The sequence below is a fragment of the Cohaesibacter celericrescens genome (genome assembly GCF_002866925.1).
Taxonomy (GTDB): domain Bacteria; phylum Pseudomonadota; class Alphaproteobacteria; order Rhizobiales; family Cohaesibacteraceae; genus Cohaesibacter; species Cohaesibacter celericrescens.
The window spans coordinates 85150-104293 of record NZ_PKUQ01000022.1 but is presented as its reverse complement, the minus strand read 5'-3'; the positions used below and the strand labels follow the sequence as shown (position 1 = coordinate 104293).

Here is a 19144-nt window from a genome sequence, read left to right as displayed (position 1 = left end):
CCTGATTGCACGAATCAGCCAATTTCGATAACCATCACATCATGGGAAACGATATTGTAAAATCCGGTGAGTTTGAAAGCATTAACCTGAAAGAGGCTCTGGAAGAGCGCTATCTGGCCTATGCATTGTCAACCATCACCCAACGCGCTCTGCCTGATGTCCGTGATGGCATGAAGCCGGTTCATCGTCGCATTCTTTATGCGATGCGTCTGTTGAAGATGGACCCAAGCGGCGGGTTTAAAAAATCTGCCCGTGTTGTCGGCGATGTGATCGGTAAATACCATCCGCACGGCGATACCGCCGTCTATGACGCAATGGTGCGCTTGGCGCAAGATTTTGCCTCCCGTTACCCTCTGGTCGATGGTCAGGGTAACTTCGGTAACATCGATGGCGACAGTGCCGCAGCGATGCGTTACACAGAAGCACGCATGACCGAAGTCGCGCGCCTGATGATGGAAGGCATCGACGAAGATGCTGTGGACTTTCGCGAGACCTATGATGGAGAAGACAAAGAACCGGTTGTTCTTCCTGCTAACTTCCCCAATCTCTTGGCAAACGGGTCCAGCGGCATTGCCGTTGGCATGGCAACATCGATTCCGCCGCATAATGTCGCCGAGCTGTGTGAAGCTTCACTGCATCTGATCAAATCCCCCAATTGCACCGATGAAAAGCTGTTTGACCTATTGCCCGGACCAGATTTCCCAACTGGAGGTATATTGGTTGAAAGCAAAGAACAAATTCACGAAGCCTATCGCACAGGACGGGGCGGTTTTCGCGTGCGGGCCAAATGGGTTCAAGAACCTTTGGCACGTGGTGCCTATCAGATTGTAGTCACTGAGATTCCCTATCAGGTCCAGAAATCCCGTTTGATAGAGCGCATCGCAGATCTGGTCCAGAACCGCAGATTGCCTTTGCTGATCGATGTGCGTGACGAGTCCGCCGAGGACATCCGACTCGTTCTGGAGCCGAAGAACCGGTCCGTTGATCCGGACCTCTTGATGGAAGCCCTGTTCAAGCTCACCGATCTGGAGAGCCGTTTCTCGCTCAATATGAATGTGCTGGACCATATTGGCGTCCCGCGTGTGCTCAGCATACGGCAAGTCCTGCAACAGTGGCTCAACCATCGCCGTGATGTTTTGCAGCGCCGTTCGCGGTTCCGGTTGAGTAAGATTGAGCATCGTCTTGAAGTGCTCGAAGGTTATTTGATCGCTTATCTCAATCTGGATGAAGTGATCCGCATCATTCGGTATGAGGATGAGCCTAAGGGCGAATTGATCAAGACATTCAAGCTCACCGATGTTCAGGCCGAAGCGATCCTCAATATGCGTCTGCGGTCGTTGCGCAAGCTTGAAGAATTTGAAATTCAAAGCGAACATGACGCGTTGAGCAAAGAGCGCGAAGGCCTTCTGGAATTGCTCGGCTCTGATGAATTGCAATGGAAAAGCGTTTCAAAGCAGCTGCGTGAGATTTATAAGATATTTGGCCCAGACACAGATTTGGGCCGCCGCCGCACAGATTTCGGTGTCGCCACGGAACGTGATATTGATGACATCAATATGGCGATGGTCGAGCGCGAACCGGTGACGCTTGTCTTGTCTGAAAAGGGCTGGATCCGCGCCATGCGTGGCCATATCACTGACTACAGTACGCTCAATTTCAAGGATGGCGATAAGCTTAAATTTGCCGTCCATGCGGAAACAACGGATAAATTGCTGATCATGGCAACCTGTGGTCGCTTCTATACGCTTCAGGCTGACAAACTGCCCGGTGGACGTGGGCACGGCGAGCCGATCCGCGTTATGGTGGATATGGAGCCCGGCATTGATGTTGTTGATCTGTTCGTTCACAAATCTGGTCGCAAATTGCTGCTCGCATCCACAGACGGTCGTGGGTTTGTGACAAGTGAGGATGGTTTGATAGCCAATACTCGCAAGGGCAAACAAGTGCTCAATGTTTCAGCTCCCAATGAAGCCAGGCTGTGCGTTGAAGCAGTCGGCGACCATATTGCCGTCATAGGTGAAAATCGTAAGATGATTGTCTTCCCGTTAGAACAATTACCCGAGATGACACGAGGGCGCGGTGTCATGCTGCAACGCTACAAAGATGGAGGCATCTCCGACGTCAAAGTCTTCACGGGTGCCGAAGGCCTTAGCTGGAACGACAGTTCTGGCCGTAACTACACGCGGTCGTTGGAAGAACTCGGTGAGTGGTTAGGAGAGCGGGCACAAGCTGGGCGTATGCCTCCAAACGGCTTCCCACGCAGCAATAAGTTCAGCAACTAGTGCAAGCGCATTGCATGTTTTGGGCGACATGTACGAGTGGATCAAGATATCAGATTTCGATCCATTTGGTCGGTAGCCTCTTACTGTGGTGGCAAGAAAAGATTGGTGATGATTGGATAGTGATCACCAAAGGTTGCTGATGCGCGCACGACTGGATCCGTTTTTAGGGTCGGACTAAACAACATGTGATCCAAAGACAAGAAGGCGGGCAATAGCATGCCTTTAATGCGAGAGTGTGGCGAAGGAAAAGTCGTCAGGAAATAACTGCGCCTTTCCAATCCAGCCAGATCTGATGTCTGGTCAATGGCAAACGCCCAACCCGATGAATTGAAATCCCCCGTTACCACCTGATTGGGAAATTCTGCCGCCTCCGTGCGCACAATCTGCGCCAGTTGCGCCAACTGTGCCCGTTTGGTTGCAATCGGCATTGGCCAACCAAGATGCACATTGTAGAGCCGAATGGGCAGGCTGCCTTTTATCTGAACTGTTGCCGCCAACATCTTGCCATGCATGGGGTTCGAACCACCTTCTGGGCCCAGTTGGTAGCGCTTGATATTCATCAGTGGGTGCTCTGAAAGAATGGCCAGTGTACATCGACGCCAAGTCTGGCAATGGGCTTGATAGGGGTAGGCCTTTTTTAGATCTGGAAGGCGCTTAAAACGCTTTGGTGCATATTCTTGCAGAGAGACGATGGCAGGGTGGTGTTTTAAAATTGTGTTGGTTAAGGCGCCTGCATCCCAAGTCCCCAGATAAATATTGAAGCTCATCAGTCTCACAGGTTGTAATTGTTGAGCTTTAACCGTCGCATCGGCAACGCCCCGCGTCGTGACTTTTTTAAATACCTCTGGCCCTAACAAAAACGATGAACTCACCAAAGGAATGATCAGGACCAATCGGCCAAAGCGTTTAAAAGATGGATAATAGAAGGGCCAAAAGAATGTGGCAAAATAGGCCACACAGGCGATCCAAAAGAACAGCAGCTGAAAATGATTGAGCAAATCAAACGCAGGCACAAATGCGCCTAACAATCCTGCAAAAGAAAGCAAAGAACCGATTGAGACACCGATGAGTATCGCTATGTCGAGCAGGGCGCGGAAGGACTGGAGCATAAAAGGATTATGGCTTTCACAACTGGGAATGGGGCCGCCGTGTGATCCGACATTTATATGGCCAAGATATGATCACCAAAAGGCCCCCGCGTAATATTAGCAACGATTAGATCTATTCAAGTGGCTCCCAGCCATGGTTCCCCAAAAACTCCAGCGGCTGAAACCTAGCCTTGTAAGCCATTTTAGGCGAATGCTTCACCCAATAGCCCAAATAGACATAATCCAGGCCCTCTTTTACTGCGCGTTGGATATGATCCAGTATGATGAAAGTGCCAAGGCTACGTTTGTCCATATCGGGGCGGAAAAAACTGTAGACCATGGATGTTGCATCCCCGAGATGGTCTGTCAGAGCCACCGCAATAAGCTCGCCGCTGGATTGCCCCGTAATGCCACTGTCGACGTCCCTAAGCCGGTACTCGACGAGCATGGTATCGATGTGGCTCTCTTCGACCATCGCTGCATAATCATTCATGCTCATTTCAACCATACCGCCGTCGCCGTGACGCGACTGAAGATATTGTTGAAAAAGGGAATATTGCTCAGACGTAGGCACCGCAGGCTTAATGCTCGCTATGAGGTCTTTGTTGCGGTTTAAGACGCGCGTGAAACTGCGGGAATAGGTGAATTGTGATACTAAAACGCGCACCGAAAGACATGCCTGACATCCATCACACGCGGGACGATAAGCGATTGTCTGACTGCGGCGAAAGCCTCCTGCCGACAACAGGTCGTTGAGGTGAGGCGCATTATCTCCAACTAGATAGGTGAAGATTTTGCGCTCCATTTTACCTTCAAGATAGGGGCAGGTCTGCGATGCGGTAAGATAAAATTGGGGTTGATCCAGTGTATGACTTGTCATGGATTTTTTTGTCTCTCTGTGTCTTCTCATCTTATAATGTTTGCGGAGTGATGAAAAGGCCGACACACGTCGATGTTGAGCACATAAGTGCTACAAACCATAATACCAAGGTGCGATTAGGGAGAAACTCAGCCAGATAATCAGCATTAAGGGAATGCCCGCGTAGAGAAAATCTGCAAACTTATAGTGACCGGGACCCATAACAAGCAAGTTGGTCTGATAGCCGATGGGGGTGGCAAATGAGCAGTTTGCTGCGAGAATGATACAGACAACAAAAGGTTCAACAGGAAAACCGGTTTGGTTGGCGATTGATATGGCAATGGGAGCGAACAGCACAGCAGTGGCATTGTTGGACAGGATGTTGGTCAAAATAGCCACTAACAAAAACAGGCCCGACAAAAGCACCGGAGCCGGTTGACCTTCCATCGCATCCACCACGGCACCTGCGACAAAATCCGCACCGCCCGTTTTTTGCAAAGCCACCGCGCTGGCCAAAGACGCTCCCACGAGCATATAGATACGACTATCCAATGCGCGAATGGCTTGGCGTAGATTGAGACATTTGCCAACGATCATCAAAAAGGCACCGCCAAGAGCAGCCGTTGCAATGGGCAAGACACCCGTAGCCGCCACCAGAGCGGTCGTCAGAAAGATGACCAGCGCACGCGGCGCATACCGTCGCTGAGGAACATCGGTGGTGGAAAGCTCAATGAGTAGCAAATCTTTGTTGGTACGCAAAGATTCCACGTCGTCCCGAGCCCCACCAACCAATAATACATCACCAGCCTCAAGCCGTATATCGCTCATCGCCATGCGGGGCATACGGGACCGTCTTTGAACCCCTAAAGCCATGCAGTTGGTCTTGGATCTGAGGCCCGATTGCTCAATGGTTTGGCCTGTCATGCGGGAAGCAGGCGGCACAATCACTTCAGCCAGTGTAAAATCTGATTTTGGTTGATGGGCAGAAACCTCTTCTTCAGCATCGTCCCTAATGACATTGTGCCCGCCTTTAAGTGCCAGCGTGATCGCCTGACGTGTCGCTGCAACGACCACCGTGTCTCCGGCCTGAAGGGTTACATTGTCAAAGGGTGGCAGGTGAGGGGTTTCTCCCCGCTGAACGAGGCGGACGGTCATGTTTTTAAGGCTGGGGAACATCCCGGCAATAGCCTTTTGCCCGACGAGGGCGTCACCATGGGTGAGCGGAATCTGTGCGATAAATTGTTTGCCAGTGGTTTGGCTGAGTTCATCTGTCATGCTTTCTCGGTTTTTAAGAATGCGTGGCATAATAAACATTGCATAAATCGCGCCAAAGCTCGTCACCATCAGGCCAATTTCAGTGAAATCAAAGAATTTCAAATCAAGCACGCCATTTTTACGCGCAGCTTCGGCGACCAGAAGGTTGGTCGAGGAACCGATGATTGTTGTCATCCCGCCCAGAATGGAAATAAACGAGAGTGGCATCAAAACCTTCGACGTGGAAAAGCGCAGGTTGCTAGCCACCACAGTCATGATGGGCAGAAACATCACGACAACCGGTGTGTTGTTGATGAACGCGCTGATGAAAGCTGCGGCCAAATACACCGCGATAAACGCCATGTACCGATGCCTCTTTGCCAACCTCGTCACAAATTGTGCGGGGGCATCCAGAGCGTCAGTCTGGAACAGGGCTTGCCCAATAATCAATAGAGCCAGCACAGTCAATAAAGCAGGGTTGGCAAAGCCAGATAGCAGTTGATCAATAGTGACCAAACCTGCGGCTTCGTCCGCAATTGGCAGGCCGACAAAAATTAGCATCAAAACCAGCAATGAACCCAGCGCAGTGATTTCAATGGCCAGATATTCAAGGCTGTAGGAAATGATGGTGATCGCAATCACCGCAAATGTCAGCCACATTTGCATTTCGGCGGTCAGGTGTATCAATTGCACACTCTCTGCTCTGGTAGAACATTGCTGCGCGATTAGAAACCATAGGATAGCACCGAACGCCGCGGTGAATCGAATGACCTCCTTTGCGCAAATACGCCATACTTGTAACGCAAAGGAAATCAGAAAATGGGACAGTTTGCAAAGCTTATGCACCCACTTTTTCGTACAGTGCATAAAAGTGTGGGCTTAATAACGGTTCGCCCACGCAAATAATCGGGGGAAAGAAATACAAATGCCCGCACGCGGCGGGCACTTTGTTTCAAATTTACGCAACTGTTGCAGATTACGACAGTCTAATAGCTCTGTTTGTTTTCCAATTCCCAGAGCGCTTCGCGGTCAACGACAACTGTGCCCAATACAAGATCGTGCAACAATTGACTACGGCGGGTGAAGAGCCCAACCAGAATGATGAAGGGCGTCAGTAACGTGCCGGCGAACCAAAACAGCAAACTATGCATCACAGCTAGCAGGGCATAAGGTTTGGCTCCGTACCAAAGCCGCATTTCCAGCCCCATCAAGCGCATGCCCGGCGTGGCCGCCTTGTAACCACCCAAAGTAGCGGCGGCATATCCAAGTGCTGCAAGTGGAAACAGAATGGCATATAGAAAAAAGCCCAAGCCAAAAGTCACAACACCAAGAACAGCAATAACAATCGATAGAGCAACCATCACGCCAACAATCATGATTGCATCAAACAAAAAGGCCAGAACTCGCCGGGATAAAACGCCATCGAACAGCGCTGGATGCTGTTGGGGTATATAAGCATGCTCTCGTTGGTCGATGCTCTTTTGTGCCATATCGGCATTGTTCATTTTCAAAAGGATCCTTTCAGGTCCATCAATAAGTCGGCGGCGAGGATAAACCAGAAGTGTATTAGGCGAACCGACGTACTAAAGATTATGTCGGCAAAGGCCGTTTTCAAGATGGGAAGCCAACAAATACAGATTATGTGAGTCTGCAATCGCCTATTAAAAAATATAAATGCGTCTTGAATTAGGAAAATACATTTATAATACTATAGCTCTATATCGGCTCTCTTGCTGTTATTGTGGCGATTTATCGTTTTAGGGTGTTCTCCGGTGCATTGAGATGTTCAACCTGATGTCCCTTGGCTTCGATTCCTTGGATGATCTCTTGCGCATGGGCTGCGTCACGCGTTTCAATCGTAATGTCGATTGATGCTCCGCGAACAGGCACGTTGAGGAAGGTTCGGTGATGATCGACCTCCAACACATTGCCTCCCAGATCGCCTATGACTGTCGATATTTCACCCAATACACCAGGTCGGTCCGGGATCGTGATCCGCAGACCGACAATCTGTTGTTTGCGGCCCAATTGGCGCACGATAATTGACGATAGAAGACGCGGATCGATATTGCCCCCGCACAAGACCAAACCAACCTTCTTGCCTTTGAAGCGCTCCGGTTCGGCGATCATGGCCGCGAGGCCTGCTGCACCGGCTCCCTCTGCCATGGTTTTTAAATATGTCGCATAGGCGTTGATGGCTTGTTCGATCTGACGTTCCGAAACCAAGATGATATCCGACACCAGATCGGAAGCAATCAAGGCAGGGAGCTTGCCTGCTTTTTTAACCGCGATTCCTTCGGCAAGAGATTGTCCTCCACAGACCAGATTGGTCTTTTTCAGCTCATTATACATGGTTGGATAAAGCTCGGTTTCTACGCCGATGATTTCAATCTGCGGTTTGAGTGCTTTGGCTGCGATGGATACGCCAGAGATCAAGCCTCCGCCGCCAATAGGGATGATCAAGACATCCAAGTCGGGTTCATCTGCCAGCATTTCAAGAGCGACGGTGCCTTGCCCCGCAATGACATGAAAGTCGTCATAGGGATGTACAAATGTCAGATCTTTTTCAATTGCCAAAGCATGAGCAGCTTCGCCAGCTTCGGCAACGGATTCCCCCTCCAAAATCACGGTTGCGCCAAAGGCTTTGGTTGCTGCCACTTTCACGAACGGGGTGAATTCCGGCATCACGATGGTCGATGGAATGCCAAGGCGGGTGGCATGTAGAGCCACCGCCTGAGCATGATTGCCTGCCGACATTGCGATGACACCTTTGGATTTTTGTGTCTTGCTGAGTGATAAAAGCTTGTTAAGCGCTCCCCGCTCTTTGAAGGCATTTGTGATCTGCATGTTGTCATATTTGACAAAGATCTCCGCACCAAGTTCCTGTGACAACCTGTCGGCGGGTAACGTCGGGGTGCGAAGAACAGACGTTTTGATTTTCTCAGCAGCCTGTAAGATATCGGAAAGTGTCGGGCGGGCTGGGGACAACAGGGGGGTGTCGGACATCATCAAGACCTTTAATGAGCGGGGTGGATATTAAAACAATGCCTGAAGAGGTTTCCACTTTCAAATTCAATCGGCGCAAAGCGTATTCCGTGCACAACTGAGAACGACCGACTATGCACGAGATGGAAAAGGGTGTATCCCGTATGTGAGAATTTTATTCAAATATGGGATAGTGTGAGTGGCGTTGGATAACATATCGCTTAGAATTGCAATGCGATTGACTGAATTGCGACGTGACCGGCAATGGTCATTAGAACAATTGAGCGCAAAAAGCGGAGTGAGCCGGGCCAGCCTGTCCCGATTGGAAAATGCAGAAGTTGCTGCCACCGCCGAAATGCTGGGCAAGATCTGCTCCGCATATGAGATGCCTCTGTCTCGACTGATTATGATGACTGAAGAGGCTTTTAAACCCAAGATTAGCATGAAGGATCAACTGGTTTGGAGCGATCAAACCCAAGGTTTCAGCCGTCGTTTGGTGTCGCCTCCCAGTTCTCAGCTGTCTGGTGAAATATTGGAGTGCACTCTCTCTGCGGGAGCCGAGATCCAATATGATGCAGCGCCTGTCCATGGATTAGAACATCAGTTGCTTATCCTGTCTGGTTCTTTAGCAATAACCGTTGACGATACACAGTACGACCTGTCCCAAGGGGACTGTCTGCGATATGTTCTGCGCGGTCCAAGCCGTTTTTGTGCGGATTCTGTAACTGGTGCCAACTATTTGCTCGTGCTAATCTCCTAGGAGGTCCAAGTGACCAAAATTGACTATGTAAAACTGGACCCCGCTAATTTTGAAGCCGCGCTGCCGGAGCTTGCGGAGATTTTGCATGCTTGTGTTTCGATAGGAGCAAGCATCAGTTTCATTCAACCCTTCACGCTGAGGGATGCAAAATCCTTTTGGTCGGAGAAAGTCTTCCCTAAGGTTCAGGATGGCAGCACCACGCTACTGGTGGCAAAGACTGACGAAAAGATTGTCGGAACGGTCCAAATGCTGTGTGATCTTCCACCAAACCAAGCGCACCGCTGCGAAGTGGCCAAATTGCTGGTACATCCCAATTTTCGCAAGCGAGGTGTTGCCACCGCTTTGATGGAAATGCTGGAAGAGCAAGCAAGAATGTTGGACAAGAGTTTGATAACGCTCGATACGCGCTCTGGCGATCAAGCCGAGCCCTTGTATATCTTGCTCGACTATAAGATCGCAGGACGCATACCAAATTTCGCGCGGGCGTCAGATAGTGACCGCCTCGATTCCACCACCTATATGTATAAGATACTGGATTAAAGCGTCTTAGAACTACCAGCTATTTGTTGGCCAGCGCTTCTGCAATTTTAGGGGCGAAGTAAGTCAGGATGCCGTCTGCGCCTGCGCGTTTGAAAGCGATCAGGCTTTCCCACATGGCACGATCCTGATCAAGCCAGCCATTCTGGCCCGCAGCGCAAAGCATCGCATATTCACCTGATACCTGATAGGCAAAGGTAGGCATGGCAAAACTGTCTTTGAGGCGGCGTAAAACATCCAAATAAGGCATGCCCGGCTTGACCATCAGCATATCGGCGCCTTCACTGATATCCAGTTCTGCTTCGATTAAAGCTTCATCACTGTTGCAAGGGTCCATCTGGTAAGTCTGTTTGTCGCCTTTCAGGGTGGCGTTGGCCCCAACCGCATCGCGGAACGGACCATAAAAGGCAGATGCGTATTTGGCGGTATAGGCCATAATCTGCACATCCAAATAGTCTCCGCAGTCAAGCGCTTGGCGGATAGCGCCAATGCGGCCATCCATCATGTCCGATGGCCCTATGATATCTGATCCGGCCTCAGCCTGCACCAAGGCTTGCCGTGTCAATTGCTCGACGGTTTCGTCATTGAGGATGACGCCATCACGCATCAAGCCGTCATGGCCGTGACTGGTGTAGGGGTCAAGAGCCACATCCGTCATCAAACCGATCTCGGGTACTTCTTTTTTTATCGCACGCAGGGCACGACATGTCAGATTGTTTTCATTCAACGCCTCTGTACCAGTATCGTCGCGCAAGGCTGGATCGGTATAGGGAAACAGTGCCAATACAGGAATGCCCAGTTTAGCGGCCTTTTCGGCCGCGCGTACAGCATTGTCGATGGAGAGACGATCGACGCCAGGCATGGAACTAACTGGCTGTATTTTATTTTCACCGTCCAATACAAAAATGGGCCAGATCAAGTCATTTGCAGTGATTGCATTCTCCCGGATCAGCCGCCGGGACCAATCGCTGCGCCGATTGCGACGCATACGACGGCCGCCTGTAATGGCGCTGACGTCAATTTTGGTGCTGTGCTGTGTTTCCGCGGTAGATTTGGGAGAATTGGTCATTTTAAAAAGGCAATCCTGTCTTGATGGTCTGCAAGCGCAGGGGGCATCAAGGGGGAGTGAGATACTCTTGCCTGCGCGCAATCTTTGTTATTGTTATTGCTTAACATATTTCGCGGTCAAGAAAACTGAGTATTTGGTAATGTGACAAAAATACGTTTGCGTTAACGTAAGTCAAATAAAAATAATACATATATTTCATGAAGTAATGTGAAGTGAAAATTTGGCATTCTCCTTTTGTGGCGTTGACCTGAATCGGTGGATGTGGCTAGTCTGAGCTGGAAAACGGACCCTAAATGGGGCAGGGGAGGAAAAAGATGGATTTTGCACTCTCGGAAGAGCAGCGCGCGTTTCAACAAATGGCTGCTGATTTCGCCAGCGGTGAACTAGAGCCAAATGCGGCTGAATGGGATGAACAGTCGATTTTCCCTATAGAGACACTGAAGACCGCTGCTAGCTTGGGCTTTGGCGGTATTTACGTGCGAGATGACGTGGGCGGGTCTGCGTTGAGCCGCCTGGATGCCGCTATCATCTTTGAAGAATTGTCAAAGGGCTGCACGTCAACTGCTGCCTATATCTCCATACACAATATGGCCGCTTGGATGATCGACACCTATGGCTCGCAAGAACAGCGCCAGAGATGGTTGCCAGATATGTGCAGTATGGACATATTTGGTGCATATTGCCTGACCGAAGCCAATTCAGGTTCTGATGCTGCAGCTTTGCGCACCAAGGCGGTGCGGGACGGCGATCATTACGTATTGAATGGCTCCAAGGCCTTCATATCTGGTGGCGGTACGGCGGATGTTTATGTTGTCATGGTACGGACAGGTGAAGAAGGCCCGCAGGGTATTAGTTGCTTGGTGGTCGAAAAAGGTACACCCGGTCTTTCCTATGGTGCGCAAGAACGCAAGATGGGCTGGAAGAGCCAGCCGACGGCGGAAGTGATCTTTGAAAATTGTCGTGTCCCAATCGCTAATAGGCTAGGGGACGAAGGGCAGGGTTTCAAAATCGCCATGGCGGGCCTTGATGGTGGTCGTCTCAATATTGGTGCTTGCTCTGTTGGCGCTGCGCAATACTGTTTGGATCGTGCGATTTCCTATATAAAAGAAAGAAAACAGTTTGGCCGTCCCCTTGCTCAATTTCAGGCCTTGCAGTTTAAAGTCGCTGATATGGCAACAGAGCTGGACAGCGCCCGTCTGATGTTGCATCGCGCCGCTGTTTCTGTCGATGCCAAAGCTCCTCAAGCAACTCGCCAAGCAGCGATGGCCAAGAGACTGGCTACTGATATTGGATTCAATGTTGTCAATGAGGCTCTTCAACTGCATGGAGGCTATGGCTACTTGCGCGATTATCCGATGGAACGCTTTTTCCGCGATGTTCGTGTCCATCAGATATTGGAAGGCACCAATGAAGTCATGCGCCTAATCATTTCTCGCGACTTGCTCAAAGACTAGCTGCTTGCTAAGTCGACACAGCATGTGACCGGTGACTGGCTCGTTTGAATGCGACGAGACGTATGAGGAGATAGAGACATGAGTGATATTTTGTTTGAGCAGCGCGGCTGCGTTGGGCTGGTGACCCTTAATCGGGTCAAGGCACTCAACGCCTTGACGCTCGATATGGTTCACGCCCTTGATACCCAGCTGGATCTCTGGCGCGACGACGACACTATCTCTTGTGTGGTTTTGGTCTCCGCCAGTGAAAAAGCTTTTTGTGCAGGCGGGGATATCCGCAAAGTGTGGGAAGGGCGCGCCAATCCTCCGCTGGATTTCTTCTGGCACGAGTATCGCCTCAACAACGCCATTCATCATTACTCCAAACCCTATATTTCACTCATCAACGGCATCGTGATGGGCGGGGGTGTCGGCATCTCCATGCATGGTCGCTATGTCGTGGTGAGCGAAAACACAACGTTTGCCATGCCGGAAGTGGGAATCGGTTTTTTCCCCGATGTTGGTGGATCTTATCTTTTGCCGCGTATGAAGGGGCAATCAGGCACCTATTGTGCGATGTCCGGAGCAAGGCTAAAGCAAGGGGATTGCCTTAAGTTTGGTTTGGCCACCCATGCCATTAACGCAGAGAATTTTGACGCGATCCTATCCAGACTATCTGATGGGGAACCTGTCGACGATGTGTTGAATGAATTGGCGCTTATTCCCGAACCTACAGTAACAGATGAAGAATCTCTGCTTATTGATTCTATCTTCGGTGGCGCAACCGTTGCAGACATCCTTTCAGCGTTGCGTGAGAGCACCCATCCTTTTGCGGCAAAAGCATTGGCGCAGATTGAAACAAAATCACCCACTTCAGTCTACATCGCTTTGGCCGAAGTGCGGCGCGGGGCTTCCTTGGACTTTGAAGACTGTATGCGGATGGAATTTCGGATTGTAAGCCGAATTCTGCAAGATGATGACTTTTATGAGGGGGTCCGCGCAACTTTGGTTGACAAAGACGGTGCACCGAACTGGAATCCAAAAGACTTTGCCTTGGTCAACGCGGATCGAGTCGAAGCCCATTTTGCGCCTCTCCAGGACAGTGAGCTAACATTTAAATCATCATGACTTTAAAACTAACAGACAATGCCCCGAATATTTGGGGGGAAAATCTCCCCTACTGGTACATCGTGCTTGCACGCATCGGAAGCCTGTTTCTGATGCTAAGTGGTCTCTACTATTGGGTGGGGATATTGGGCGTTTTGGGCGAGAGCGGCTTGGAGACCGAGGTTTGGCAAGAGGCCGCGTTGCGCGTCATCCTTGCAAGTTCTTTTCTCATCGCCGCTGTTGGGGTCTGGCAATTGACTTTTTGGGGGGTGGTCATGTGGGTACTCAGTGTCATAACCCAGACCGGCGCAATTATGGCGTTCGAGAATTTTGCGTCCCAACAAGTTCTAATATCGGCCGTCCATTTGTTGGGTTTGATTGCGCTGGTTGGGACGAGTGGCTGGATATATATGAACGCGTCTAAACAAGAAGAATAAGTCTAAATGTGCCTGGGGAGGATACAATGACAACGATCGGTTTTATCGGTTTGGGAAATATGGGTGGTCCAATGGCCGCCAATCTGCTCAAAGCTGGCCATCAAGTGCGTGGATATGATTTGAGCGAGGATGCTCTACTTGAGTTGAAACAAGCGGGAGGTGTTCCTGCGTCGTCAATAGCCACTGTGGTCTCAGGAGCCGACGTGGTTGTATCCATGCTGCCTGCTGGCACGCATGTGCGTAAAGTCTATATGGGTGACGACGGTATTCTTGCTAATGTGAGCAAGGGGACACTTCTTATCGACAGCTCAACCATTGATGTTCAATCCGCGCGTGATGTTGCTGCTGCTGCCTCAGATGCTGGCATGCATATGGTTGATGCTCCCGTGTCAGGTGGAGTGGGTGGAGCGACGGCAGGAACACTGACCTTCATGGTGGGAGGTGCTGATGAAGCTTTTGCTGCTGCCAAGCCTTATCTTGACATAATGGGCAAAGCTATCATTCACGCTGGTGGCGCAGGAAATGGTCAGGCTGCCAAGATTTGCAACAATATGATGCTCGGTATTCAGATGATTTCTGTCTGCGAGGCATTTGCTTTGGCAGAAAAACTCGGCCTCGATCATCAAAAACTCTATGACATTTCCTCTACCGCGTCGGGGCAATGCTGGTCACTAACGTCTTACTGTCCGGTCCCCGGACCTGTTGAGGCATCTCCTGCCAACCGAGATTATCAACCCGGCTTTGCCGCCGCCATGATGCTCAAAGATCTCAACCTATCGCAGGATGCCTCTAAAGCCGTTGGAGCCCAAACCCCACTGGGTAAGCAAGCCACCGCGCTTTACAATGCTTTTTGTGATGAAGGAAATGAAGGCGTTGATTTCTCGGGCATTATCAATAAGCTGCGCTGATAAGTAATAAGACTATATCAGATAGAATTTTAGACAGCTTCCTAACTTGTTATTTACCACTAAATTAAGTCGGCCCCTAAAAAGGTCGACTTTTTGCCGTTTAAACCTTTGTTAAGTGCGTTGCTTAAGCAGTTTTTATGTCGAGCGGGTTAGTGTCACTACAGAAGCGGGAAAACCGCCAACCCAAAATTAAAAAAAGAACACGAGGCTCAAACGGATGATTACAGCACAACAGGCAGTGGATGCAGCCGGTCAAGCCGAAGGCGAAGTAGAATTAAAACCACTCTACATGGACGCCCTTCGACTTGTGGAACGCCTTCATCGCAGACTTCTTGATGTTATCAAGGATGAATTTGAACGCCGTGGTCGATCTGATGTGAATAGTGTACAGGCGTTGTTGCTATTCAACATCGGCGAATCAGAGGTAACTGCAGGCGAACTTCGTTCCCGTGGATACTATCAGGGATCAAATGTTTCTTACAATCTCAAGAAACTGGTCGATATGGGATATGTGAATCATGAGCGGTCCCGAGTGGATCGTCGATCGGTTCGGATTTCTCTTTCGGATAAGGGGCTCGAGATCAGCAGAATTGTCAGTGAGCTTTATGATCGCCACGTCAACACCATTGAACAAGTAGGTGGCATCGCTACAGAAGATTTCGCAGTGCTAAACAGGTCGCTACAGCGCCTCGAACGCTTCTGGACAGATCAAATTCTTTATAGACTTTAAATACACCGGATATATCGGTGGAATACAGAAAGGCAGATCGCCTTTCTGGCATGATGAACTAAGACATCCGGCCTTGAACGCGACAATCAGGACCGGCACCGTCAATGTTCAGTTTCTGACCAACATGCGATTTCCCCTGCAAGGGTTGCCCTGCAGGGGATTTTTTTGTGTGAATTTTATTATTCTGCACCTTAAAGTGTTGCATCATCACCACGCTGTTACAGGAAGTGTTGAATTCAGGTCGCATTCATCCAGAATTTGCCACAATCTGTTGTCAACTGTTTGGATCGGTAAAAAATCTACTAAATAGTGCTTATGTAATATGACTTTAGACCGTGCGACTCGTCGTAAGGTCGATCTGAGAAATTCATTTGGCGGCTATTGAAGCAAACTGATGCAGCTCGATTGTAACGGCAAACCCTTCGTGATAGGGCAAGGAAGGCAAGCATGGCCCCCAATGCTGCCTGGCGAGTGCAAGAAATTTGGGCGATGGAGAAACAAGTGGTAAGAAAAACCATTCAGAATAACAAGCAAAGCAATCGGAACCGCGCTACGTTCGCAGAACCGAGTCGCCGGACTTTTCTGACCACTGGTGGCAGCCTTCTTGCCAGCCTTGCTACGGTTTCAACTCCAGTCTGGGCTCAGGCAATCAACCCGATTGACGAAGTGCTTAATCAGGGGCAGGTCGAGTGGGGAGATCGTTTCGACACCCCCGGACAGACTGTTGCAGCGGTGCGTACCGCAGAACCGACGCTTTCAGCATCCACTGCTGCAAACATCGAAAGCGCAATGCAGTTTTATTATAGTGTTGTGCAGCGCGGTGGCTGGCCTTTGGTTCCTGATGATCAAACTTTGCGTATAGGCAACCGCGCCCACACGGTTACAATTCTTCGTCAGCGCCTCATTATGTCTGGTGATTTGGTGCAAGATGTTGGCGTTTCCGAGGTGTTTGATTCTTACGTGGATGCTGCGGTTCGGCGCTTCCAATCTCGTCATGGCATTGATCCCGACGGGCTCGCGGGCAAAGAGACTTTTGCTGCAATTAATGTGCCTGCTGAAGTTCGCTTGCGCCAGTTGGAAACAAACCTTGTCCGTTTGCGCTCAATGTCCGGCTATTTGGGTGACCGTTATGTCATGGTCAATATTCCAGCAGCCGAAATTGAAACGGTTGAAAACGGATATGTTCATTCGCGTCATACCGGAGTTGTCGGGAAGATTGATCGCCAGACCCCGGTGTTGACGTCGAAAATCCATCAGATCAACTTCAACCCTTATTGGCATGTTCCTAAAAGCATTATCCTCAAGGATCTAATTCCTAAAATGCAGAAGGATCCAAGTTACCTACAGGATAACCGAATTCATATTCGCGATTTGCGCAATAATATTGAATTGGATGCGTCTCAGGTTAATTGGAATTCTGAAGAGGCGCTGAACTACCAATTCCGTCAGGAACCGGGCGCCAAGAACTCCATGGGGTCTATAAAAATCAATTTCCATAACAAACACGCTGTGTATCTCCACGATACGCCTTCCAAAACCCTGTTTGGTAGCAGCTACCGGTTCCATTCATCGGGCTGTGTTCGGGTACAGAATGTGCGTGAATTTGTAACGTGGGTGCTTAATGGCACTCCGGGTTGGGATCGCATGGCTGTCGATGCTGCCATCCGTTCCGGAGAAAGAAACGATGTTTCTGTAAGAGATCGTGTTCCAATTTACATGACTTATATTACAGCATGGGCGAGCAACGGCGGAATGATCCATTTCCGCGATGATATCTACAATCGCGATGGCCTGTCTGCCATGAGCCCGATTGTCGCGCAGCAAGGATAATTTGCTATGTCCGCTCCCAAGGCTGGGGAAGTTTATATCGAGTTTTTCACTATTGGAAAACAAATGAAAGCCGTGGCAGTTGATGCTGCCACGGGTGTAGAAGTAACGGTTTTTGGTCCCACCACCGTGTCCCAAAAAGAGCTGCAAAATCTCGCGGTACAGAAATTGAAATATCGGTTGGGTAAATTGGGCCATTCTTAATGAGATTTAATCTCAGTCTTCCTCTCCTCCATTAAATCAGTCTTGGGTTTGAGCACCGAGTGTGCTAAGCCGATTTATCAGTTCATGTAGCCTCAGATGGTGTACATGGTGATGCCTTTATGCGATCATGTATTCGGCGTTCTGTCAGATATAGGCGGCAGACTCTGATGGGGTTTTTGTGTTAGCAAAGAGCCTTACGTTTTTGTCTATCGCATCGCCCATCAAAGCCTTTTCCACCCGACAGCAGTTGCTCTGCCGTTGGAATGGAAATGCAAATGTTATCGAGATGGAGTGTTGTTGACGAACGGGGTTCGATCAAAGCGCTCGCACAAGGAAGAGGGATAGTGGTCCATGTCCGCCAATGAAGGTAAAACGGGAGTGATTTTCCCGGAATTTTTCACCCGAGATCTAGCCAAAGCAGATCCAGCCATTGCAGCAGCCATTGCCGATGAATTGGGTCGCCAGCAACACGAAATTGAGTTGATCGCTTCAGAAAACATCGTTTCTAAAGCTGTTTTGCAAGCGCAAGGCTCGATCATGACCAACAAATATGCCGAGGGCTATCCGGGCCGTCGCTATTATGGTGGTTGCCAGCATGTCGACGTTGCCGAGTCCCTTGCTATTGAACGCGTCACCAAATTGTTTGGCTGTGAATTTGCCAATGTTCAGCCAAATTCTGGGTCTCAGGCCAACCAAGCTGCCTTCATGGCGCTGATCAAGCCGGGCGATACCATTTTGGGCATGAGCCTTGATGCCGGTGGTCACCTGACCCACGGTGCCAAGCCAAATCAGTCCGGAAAATGGTTCAATGCAGTCCAGTATGGTGTGCGCAAACAAGACGGCCGCATTGATTTTGAACAGATCGAAGAATTGGCCAAAACGCACCAGCCAAAACTGATTGTTGCTGGTGGTTCTGCCTACAGCCGCGAGTTTGATTTTAAACGATTCCGAGAAATTGCTGATTCAATTGGTGCGTTCTTGATGGTGGATATGGCGCATTTTGCAGGTCTTGTCGCTGCAGGTTTGCATGAAAACCCGTTCCCTCATGCCCACATCGTGACATCCACCACCCACAAAACCCTTCGTGGTCCACGGGGTGGTCTGATTCTGACCAATGACGCTGATATCGCCAAAAAAGTAAACTCTGCCGTCTTCCCCGGTCTTCAAGGTGGCCCGTTGATGCATGTGATCGCTGGTAAAGCGGTTGCCTTTGGCGAAGCTTTGACGGATGAATTCAAAGTCTATGCTCAGGCTGTTAAAGACAACGCTACAGCTCTTGCCGATACCCTTTATGCGGGCGGGCTGGAAATGGCGTCCGGTGGCACCGATAATCATTTGCTGCTGGTAGACCTACGCCCCAAAGGTTTGACTGGTAAAGTAGCGGAATCCGCGCTTGGCCGTGCCTACATCACTTGCAACAAGAACGGCGTACCGTTTGACCCCGAAAAACCAATGATCACTTCGGGTATCCGCCTTGGTACTCCAGCGGGAACATCACGTGGTTTTGGCACAGAGGAATTTAAGCAGATTGGTCAAATGATCATCGAAGTGCTTGACGGCTTGGTCGCAAACGGCGAAGAAAACAACAGTGCCGTGGAATCAGCTGTGAAAGATAAGGTCATCGCTTTGACCAATCGGTTCCCGATTTACACGGATCTCTAGAA

17 protein-coding genes are annotated in these 19144 nt (G+C 49.9%); 11 read left to right on the top strand and 6 right to left on the bottom strand.

The genetic code is table 11. The features are described from left to right. Positions 1-41: 41 nt before the first annotated feature. Entirely contained in the window at positions 42-2282 is a 2241-nt protein-coding gene (parC, locus tag C0081_RS11725) for a DNA topoisomerase IV subunit A (RefSeq protein ID WP_101534020.1), read from the top strand. 80 nt (positions 2283-2362) lie between these two features. On the opposite strand, the gene C0081_RS11720 is transcribed toward parC, so the two are convergent. The 5 genes from C0081_RS11720 to C0081_RS11700 form a co-directional block, all read right to left on the bottom strand. After that, the gene (locus C0081_RS11720) at positions 2363-3391 is read right to left on the bottom strand and encodes an endonuclease/exonuclease/phosphatase family protein (RefSeq protein WP_101534019.1); all 1029 of its coding nucleotides are present in this window, start codon (positions 3389-3391) and stop codon (positions 2363-2365) included. Positions 3392-3503: 112 nt separating this feature from the next. After that, positions 3504-4250 (bottom strand): arginyltransferase, encoded by a 747-nt coding sequence (locus C0081_RS11715; RefSeq protein ID WP_101534018.1) that lies wholly within the window; start codon positions 4248-4250, stop codon positions 3504-3506. 90 nt (positions 4251-4340) lie between these two features. Further along, entirely contained in the window at positions 4341-6170 is a 1830-nt protein-coding gene (locus tag C0081_RS11710; protein WP_342587673.1) for an SLC13 family permease, read from the bottom strand. A 299-nt stretch (positions 6171-6469) separates the two neighbouring features. Further along, positions 6470-6988 carry an RDD family protein gene (locus tag C0081_RS11705; protein ID WP_210200480.1) on the bottom strand — a complete coding sequence of 173 codons (519 nt, stop codon included), beginning with the start codon at positions 6986-6988 and terminating at the stop codon, positions 6470-6472. A 244-nt stretch (positions 6989-7232) separates the two neighbouring features. Beyond that, positions 7233-8489, bottom strand: a complete 1257-nt coding sequence (locus C0081_RS11700; protein WP_101534017.1) for a threonine ammonia-lyase — start codon at positions 8487-8489, stop codon at positions 7233-7235. Between the two features lie 211 nt (positions 8490-8700). Between C0081_RS11700 and C0081_RS11695 the strand changes: the two genes are divergently transcribed. Beyond that, positions 8701-9228 (top strand): helix-turn-helix domain-containing protein, encoded by a 528-nt coding sequence (locus C0081_RS11695; protein WP_101534016.1) that lies wholly within the window; start codon positions 8701-8703, stop codon positions 9226-9228. 9 nt (positions 9229-9237) lie between these two features. Next, positions 9238-9768, top strand: a complete 531-nt coding sequence (locus tag C0081_RS11690) for a GNAT family N-acetyltransferase (protein ID WP_210200479.1) — start codon at positions 9238-9240, stop codon at positions 9766-9768. Positions 9769-9787: 19 nt separating this feature from the next. On the opposite strand, the gene hemB is transcribed toward C0081_RS11690, so the two are convergent. Further along, positions 9788-10753 (bottom strand): porphobilinogen synthase, encoded by a 966-nt coding sequence (gene hemB, locus C0081_RS11685; protein WP_245417945.1) that lies wholly within the window; start codon positions 10751-10753, stop codon positions 9788-9790. Positions 10754-11148: 395 nt separating this feature from the next. Here hemB and C0081_RS11680 point away from each other — a divergent pair, with 395 nt between their 5' ends. From C0081_RS11680 to glyA, 8 genes are all read left to right on the top strand, one after another. Beyond that, positions 11149-12288: an isobutyryl-CoA dehydrogenase gene (locus C0081_RS11680; RefSeq protein ID WP_101534014.1), complete on the top strand. Its 1140-nt coding sequence runs from the start codon at positions 11149-11151 to the stop codon at positions 12286-12288. A 78-nt stretch (positions 12289-12366) separates the two neighbouring features. Then, positions 12367-13395: an enoyl-CoA hydratase/isomerase family protein gene (locus C0081_RS11675; RefSeq protein ID WP_101534013.1), complete on the top strand. Its 1029-nt coding sequence runs from the start codon at positions 12367-12369 to the stop codon at positions 13393-13395. After that, the gene (locus C0081_RS11670; protein ID WP_101534012.1) at positions 13392-13811 is read left to right on the top strand and encodes a DUF6163 family protein; all 420 of its coding nucleotides are present in this window, start codon (positions 13392-13394) and stop codon (positions 13809-13811) included. Before C0081_RS11675 ends, C0081_RS11670 begins: the two co-directional genes overlap by 4 nt. A gap of 26 nt (positions 13812-13837) precedes the next feature. Beyond that, entirely contained in the window at positions 13838-14719 is an 882-nt protein-coding gene (gene mmsB / locus C0081_RS11665) for a 3-hydroxyisobutyrate dehydrogenase (protein ID WP_101534011.1), read from the top strand. Between the two features lie 217 nt (positions 14720-14936). Continuing rightward, positions 14937-15449 (top strand): transcriptional regulator LdtR, encoded by a 513-nt coding sequence (gene ldtR, locus C0081_RS11660; protein WP_101534010.1) that lies wholly within the window; start codon positions 14937-14939, stop codon positions 15447-15449. 447 nt (positions 15450-15896) lie between these two features. After that, the gene (locus C0081_RS11650; protein ID WP_245417932.1) at positions 15897-17279 is read left to right on the top strand and encodes a L,D-transpeptidase family protein; all 1383 of its coding nucleotides are present in this window, start codon (positions 15897-15899) and stop codon (positions 17277-17279) included. Positions 17280-17285: 6 nt separating this feature from the next. Continuing rightward, a complete protein-coding gene (locus tag C0081_RS11645) occupies positions 17286-17480 on the top strand; it encodes a DUF6898 family protein (RefSeq protein ID WP_101534008.1) in 195 nt (64 codons plus the stop codon). Positions 17481-17831: 351 nt separating this feature from the next. After that, positions 17832-19142 (top strand): serine hydroxymethyltransferase, encoded by a 1311-nt coding sequence (gene glyA, locus C0081_RS11640; protein ID WP_101534007.1) that lies wholly within the window; start codon positions 17832-17834, stop codon positions 19140-19142. Positions 19143-19144: the final 2 nt, after the last annotated feature.